Below are 5,821 nucleotides of genomic sequence, written 5' to 3'. Positions count from 1 at the left end.
TCACCGTTCCCCGGGTAGCGCCCTGACCGTCGCCGGCAGGCCATAGAGCGCGGTCGCGTTGCCGCGCATGATCCGCTCCCGTTGGTCGGCCGGGAATCGGTTGATCGCATAGGTGGGCGAGTCGTAGCTCCAGTGCGGGTAGTCCGTCGAGAACATCAGGTTGTCGCCCAGGTCCATCATCTCCAGGTACTCGCGGAAGTGCACGGTGTCGGCGTCTTCCAGCGGCTGGGTGGTGAATCGAACGTGTTCGCGCACATACTCCGAGGGGCGGCGCCGCACGTGGGGCAGGTCGCCGCGGCGAGCCTCCCAGATGCGGTCCATCCGCGACATCACCGGCATCGCCCACGTGAAGCCACCTTCGACGAACACCACCCGCAGCTCGGGGTGGCGGTCGAAAGCGCCGTCGAACACCAGGCTCATCAGATGCGAGACGTACAGCAGTGGCCAGGACGCGAAGAAGTCGTGCCAGTGTGCGGGGTTGCCAACGGGATACAGCGGGATCAGCTCGAACGGCGTCTGACCCATCAGGTGGGTGGCCACCGGGAAGCCGTTGCGCGCCGCGGCTTGGTAGAGCGGGTCGAAATGGGGGTTCCCGAAGGGGATCCCACGGGTCTGCGGTGTCATCAGCACCTGGGCCATGTAGGGGTGGCCCGCCCACCGTTCGACCTCGCGCGCCGCCTGCTCGGGGGTCTGCGCGCTGACGCTGATCGATCCGCGCCAGCGGCCGTGCCCATTGTTCTTGTCGAGCCAGACGTCGGCGAGCCAGTCGTTGTAGGCGGATTTCAGAATGTGTTCCGCCCGTGGCAGTTGGGCGTCGCACATCGGCTCCAGCGTCGCGATGCTGACGCCGGCGTCGAGCAGCAACTGCTTGGCGGCGAACTCGGGGTCGGTGCCGGCGACCCCGCCACCCGGCGGGGCGGCGTCCATCCGCAGCGACATGGTCTTGTACGAGTCGGGCGTGTCGTAGAAATGCGGCACCGGGCTGACCGCGTTGCCCGTCGGCCAGATCTTGTCCACCCATTCGGCCGGCGCGTAGGACTTGAGCACGTCGGCCGACACCGGCAACGGGTGTACGTCGGTGTCGACGATGGTGACCGCTATCTCGTCCTCTTGACCGGTCGGTGAATCGACCCGTTCGATCGTCGTCATCACACACGCTCCTTGAGCCCGTAGAGTTCACTGGCGTTGCGCCACAACATCTTTTCGCGCTGGGCGCCATCCAGCCCGTCGGCGATCGCCTCCGGCGCCGAAGTCGACCAATGCGGATACGCCGAGCCGTACATCAGCAGGTCGGACTTGCCGCTGAACTCCATCCAGCGCTGCATGTCGCCGGTGTCGGTCGGTCCGTCGAACGCCGACGAGCAGAACCGGACGTGGCCAGGCAGGTATTCGCTCGGGTAACGGTCGACCCACGGCGTCTGATCGCGCATCGACACCCAGAAGGTGTCCAGCCGCCAGATCAACGGGGTGAGGATGTCGTAGCCGCCGTCGGCGAAGACGAACTTCAGGCCGGGGTGCCTGCCGAACACGCCCTCGACGATGAGGGTGGCCAAATGCACGAAGTAGTTCAGCGGCATGAACGCCGCGTAGCCGGGATAGGTGTGGGCGTGCCCGGCGAACGTGGGCGGGTAGTCGACGCCGTTGCCGCCGTTGATGCGTACCGCCACCGGCAGCCCGTGGGCGGCGGCGGCCTCCCAAATCGGCTCGAACATCGGCTTGCCGTAGGGCTCGCGGGACTGCATCGGAACGCCCACCTGTACCAGCTTCGGGTGACCGGCCAGGCGCTCGATCTCCGCGACGGCTGCCTTGGGGTCTTCCGGGTTGACGCGGATGGTGCCCCGGAACCGGTCGGCGGAGTCGGGTTCGAGCCAACGGTCGAGCAACCAGTCGTTGATCGCCGCGCAGATGCGGCTGTTGAGCAGGTAGTCGGCGATGTTGCCGCGGGTCAGCGGGTTGAGGATGGCGTAGTCGACACCGTGTGCCAACAGGTGGCGACGGACGGTGTCGGGGTCCGACCCCGGGTAGTGCTCCCCGTAGAGGTCTTGCCGGTAGTCGCCGCCGGGCGCTTGGTACCACTGCTGTTCGACGTCGGGAATCGACCGCAACTGGTGCGCGGCCGGGAGATAGCGCCGGATCTCGGCGTTGTAGCGGAAGTGCGGTTGCACGTTGGCATCGATGATCATGCGGTCAGGTACACCTCCCCGTCGGTGACGTCGACCGGGTAGGTGCGGACGCGACGCGTGGGGTCGGCGAGGTTTTGCCCGGTGGTGATGTCGAATTCCCAGTTGTGCCAGGGGCATCGGACGATCTGGCCGTCGCGTACCCTGCGCAGCCCGCCGGGTTCGTCGGGGGCGAACTCGTTGGTGCCACCGAGCAGACCGAGACACAGCGGGGCGCCCTCGTGCGAGCAGTAATTCACGATCGCATACAACTCGCCGCGCACGTTGTACACGCCGACGCCGAACTTCCCGACGTCGACCAGCTTCATCCCGCCGGGCGGCAGATCGTCCAGCGAACACACAAATCGCCGCTCGGGCATTCACCTCACCACCTCAGGACGCCACCAGCATCAATACTGTGCCCGTTACGGTAACCTCGACAAGCCGTTGGGCTTAGTTGCTATTTATACTATGATAGCGATATTCCCGGCGTATCCAATCCGCTTACCGGCTGCTCAGGAGGAGCGCTGATGACGCTCAGCACCGACCCCGCCAACCAGCCCGCCACGCTCGACCTCACCGGCGAGACCAGCCCCTATCCGTTCTTCGAATACATGAGGCGCACGGACCCGGTGTGGCACGGCGCGCTGGCGGACCACTCGCAGATGCCGGAAGAGCTGCGGCCGGACGACGAGTGGGTGCTGTTCGGCTACGACCCGGTGTTCCAGGCGTTCCGTGACGACCGCATCTTCAGCTCCCACAAGTACGACGAGACCATCGGTTTGGTGATGGGACACACCATCCTGGCGATGGGCGGCAAGGAACACCACGACCACCGCAACCTGGTGGCCAAGGCCTTCCGCGCCACCGCGCTGGAACGCTGGGAGCCGTCGGTCATCGGACCGGTGTGCGATCGATTGGTCGACGAGATCAAGAACGACGGCCACGCCGACCTGGTCAAGGCGGTGACGTTCGAATTCCCCACCCGGATCATCTCCACCCTGCTCGGGCTGCCCCCCGAAGATCTCGACTTCTTCCGACGGCTGTCCCTCGATCTCATCTCCATCCCGACCGACATCGTCGCCGGGCTCAACGCGGCGGTGGAGTTACACGGCTACTTCCTCGAACAGGTCGAACAGCGACGTCGCAAACCCACGAACGACATCATCGGCGACCTGGTCACCGCCGAGATCGACGGCGAAAAACTCAGCGACGAGGCGATCATCGCGTTCCTGCGGCTACTGCTGCCGGCCGGACTGGAGACCACCTACCGCTCGTCGGGCAACCTGCTGTACCTGTTGCTGACCCACCCCGAGCAACTGGCCCTCGTCTACCACGACCGGTCGCTGATTCCGATGGCGATCGAAGAGGGCCTGCGCTTCGAAACCCCTCTGACGATGGTCATGCGGACGACGACCGAAGAAGTCGAAATCGGCGGCAAGACAATCCCATCGAACGCTCAGATCGATATGTGCATGGGATCGGCCAACCGAGACGAGACCCGCTGGACCGACCCCAACACCTTCGACATCCGCCGGCCGCGCCAAGCACACATCGCCTTCGCCGGCGGCATCCACATGTGTCTCGGCATGCACTTGGCCCGGCTCGAGACGCGCGTCATGTTGAACAGCCTGTTCGACCGCGTCAAGGACCTGGCCTTGGTGGCCGACGACGGAACCGGCCAGGAGTCCAAGATCGTCGGGCTGACCTTCCGCTCCCCCAACAAGCTTCCGGTCACCTTCTCCCCGGCCGCATAGGAAGCCGCTTGAAAACTAAGGGAGCGCTCCTACACGACGTCGGCGGACCCTGGTCCGTCGAGGAAATCGAACTCGATCCGCCGCGCGCCGGCGAAGTCCTGGTCGAGATGGCGGCGGCCGGGCTGTGCCACTCCGACGATCACATCCTCAAGGGTGACATGTCGGCACCCAACGAGGTGATGCGATCCCTCGGCCTGCCGACCATGTTCCCGACGATCGGCGGACACGAGGGATCGGGCATCGTGCGGCAAGTCGGCGATGGTGTAACGGACTTCGCCCCCGGAGACCACGTGGTGATGTCGTTCGTCGCGGTGTGCGGCCAGTGCCGGTGGTGTGCGACGGGCATGGAATACATCTGCGATGTCGGCGCCTTCACCCTGACGCCGGGCATGCCCACCGACGGCACCTTCCGTCATCACACCGCCGACGGGCGGCCGCTCGGACATCTGGCGAAGGTCGGTGCGTTCGCCGAACACACTGTGGTGTCGACGAATTCACTGGTGAAGATCGAGCCGCAGCTGCCGCTGGCTCCGAGCGCGTTGCTGTCGTGCGCCATTCCGACCGGCTACGGTTCGGCCGCCAATCGCGCCGGCGTGCGGGGCGGTGACACCGTCGTCGTCATCGGAGCTGGCGGGATCGGCACCGGCGCGATCCAGGGTGCGCGGATCAGCGGTGCCGCGCAGATCGTCGCGGTGGACCCGGTGGAATTCAAGCAGAAATCCGCTTTGCAGTTCGGCGCGACCCACAGCGCCGCCACGGTCGCCGAGGCGCAGGACCTGGTGCGGGATTTGACCTATGGCGTCATGGCCGACGCCGTGGTGGTCTCACCGTCGCTGATCACCGCCGAGGATGTGCGCGATGCGCTGCAGCTCACCCGCAAAGGCGGGACGTGTGTGCTCACCGGCATGACGTCCCAGCTCACCCGCTCGGTCAAGATCGATCTGCAGGACTTCATCCTGATGAACAAGACGCTGGCCGGAACGATATTCGGCTCGTGCAACCCGAGGGCGGACATCTCGCGGCTCGCCCGGCTCTATCAAACCGGACAACTTCAGCTCGACGAGATGATCACCCGGCGCTATCGCCTCGAGGAGATCAACGACGCCTACGACGACCTTCGCAACGGCAAGATCGTCCGCGGCATCATCGATTTCGGGATCAGCTGAGGCCCTTTCGGCCCATCACCCGCTGCAATTGGCCGTAGGCGTCGATGGGGCTGTGCAGCGCCAGGCCGCCGTCGGCATGCACGACTTGGCCGGTCACCCAAGGCAATTCGAGCACGCCCACGATCGCGCCGGCCACGTCGGCGGCGTCCCCCAAACCGCCCAATGCGGTCCGTTCGGACAGGGCCTCCACCCAGCCGGGCAGCTGTTTCGGGTTTGGCCAGCATCGGCGTGCGCGTGACACCCGGGCCGACGGCGTTCACCCGGATGCCGTGCCCGCCCCACTCCGCCGCGGCGACCTTCACCAACATGTCCACCCCCGCCTTGGACACGCAGTAGGCGCCCATATCGCGGTCGGCGAGGGTACCGCTGATGCTGGAGACGGCAACGACCGAGCCGCCCACCCCGGCGTCGATCATCGCCCGCGCCGCGGCGCGGATCGTCAGCCAGGTGCCCGTGAGGTTGACGGCCAACACCCGGTTCCATTCTGCGGGCGACTGTTCGAGCAGCAGGCCCGAGGCGCCGATGCCGGCGCAGGTCACGACTCGGGTGGGCGCGCCGTGGTCGCGCACGGTTTGCGCCATAACGGCCGACACCGCGTCGGGATCGCTGACGTCGCAGGCGATGTCGGCGCCGGCGAGGTCCCACACCACGACGTCGTGCCCCGCTTCGCGCAGTCGTGCGGCGACTTCACGGCCGATCCCGGACGCGCCTCCGGTAACCAGCGCCGTCACTGCGCCGG

The 5,821-nt window shown here is 66.3% G+C and carries 6 protein-coding genes and 1 pseudogene; 2 read left to right on the top strand and 5 right to left on the bottom strand.

Annotated elements, in window-relative coordinates; translation table 11 throughout:
* From A9X04_RS22825 to A9X04_RS22815, 3 genes are read right to left on the bottom strand one after another with little or no spacing between them, the layout of a single operon-like run.
* Positions 1-1,149 carry an amidohydrolase family protein gene (locus A9X04_RS22825; protein ID WP_067925393.1) on the bottom strand — a complete coding sequence of 383 codons (1,149 nt, stop codon included), beginning with the start codon at positions 1,147-1,149 and terminating at the stop codon, positions 1-3.
* Complete coding sequence (locus A9X04_RS22820; RefSeq protein WP_067925390.1) at positions 1,149-2,183, bottom strand: amidohydrolase family protein; 1,035 nt, start codon at positions 2,181-2,183, stop codon at positions 1,149-1,151. Before A9X04_RS22820 ends, A9X04_RS22825 begins: the two co-directional genes overlap by 1 nt.
* Positions 2,180-2,539, bottom strand: a complete 360-nt coding sequence (locus A9X04_RS22815; RefSeq protein WP_067925387.1) for a Rieske (2Fe-2S) protein — start codon at positions 2,537-2,539, stop codon at positions 2,180-2,182. Before A9X04_RS22815 ends, A9X04_RS22820 begins: the two co-directional genes overlap by 4 nt.
* Before the next feature lie 150 nt (positions 2,540-2,689).
* Between A9X04_RS22815 and A9X04_RS22810 the strand changes: the two genes are divergently transcribed.
* Together A9X04_RS22810 and A9X04_RS22805 are read left to right on the top strand one after the other, a co-directional pair.
* Positions 2,690-3,916 carry a cytochrome P450 gene (locus A9X04_RS22810; RefSeq protein ID WP_067925384.1) on the top strand — a complete coding sequence of 409 codons (1,227 nt, stop codon included), beginning with the start codon at positions 2,690-2,692 and terminating at the stop codon, positions 3,914-3,916.
* Between the two features lie 8 nt (positions 3,917-3,924).
* Positions 3,925-5,082: a Zn-dependent alcohol dehydrogenase gene (locus tag A9X04_RS22805; protein ID WP_067925381.1), complete on the top strand. Its 1,158-nt coding sequence runs from the start codon at positions 3,925-3,927 to the stop codon at positions 5,080-5,082.
* On the opposite strand, the gene A9X04_RS31725 is transcribed toward A9X04_RS22805, so the two are convergent.
* Entirely contained in the window at positions 5,075-5,272 is a 198-nt protein-coding gene (locus A9X04_RS31725) for a hypothetical protein (protein ID WP_231985800.1), read from the bottom strand. The two genes, A9X04_RS22805 and A9X04_RS31725, sit on opposite strands and share 8 nt — an antisense overlap.
* 76 nt (positions 5,273-5,348) lie before the next feature.
* Positions 5,349-5,813, bottom strand: a pseudogene (locus A9X04_RS31720) (SDR family NAD(P)-dependent oxidoreductase); the annotation flags it as partial.
* Positions 5,814-5,821: the final 8 nt, after the last annotated feature.

The sequence above is a fragment of the Mycobacterium sp. E3247 genome, from assembly GCF_001667785.1.
GTDB lineage: Bacteria > Actinomycetota > Actinomycetes > Mycobacteriales > Mycobacteriaceae > Mycobacterium.
Note: the sequence above shows the minus strand (reverse complement) of the source record. Positions and strands in the feature narration are given on the sequence as shown.

Excerpts from the sequence above, each read along its gene's own strand:
- A9X04_RS22815 (WP_067925387.1), bottom strand. The coding sequence starts at position 2,539 with ATGCCCGAGCGGCGATTTGTGTGTTCGCTGGACGATCTGCCGCCCGGC.
- A9X04_RS22810 (WP_067925384.1), top strand. The coding sequence starts at position 2,690 with ATGACGCTCAGCACCGACCCCGCCAACCAGCCCGCCACGCTCGACCTC.
- A9X04_RS22825 (WP_067925393.1), bottom strand. The coding sequence starts at position 1,149 with ATGACGACGATCGAACGGGTCGATTCACCGACCGGTCAAGAGGACGAG.
- A9X04_RS22820 (WP_067925390.1), bottom strand. The coding sequence starts at position 2,183 with ATGATCATCGATGCCAACGTGCAACCGCACTTCCGCTACAACGCCGAG.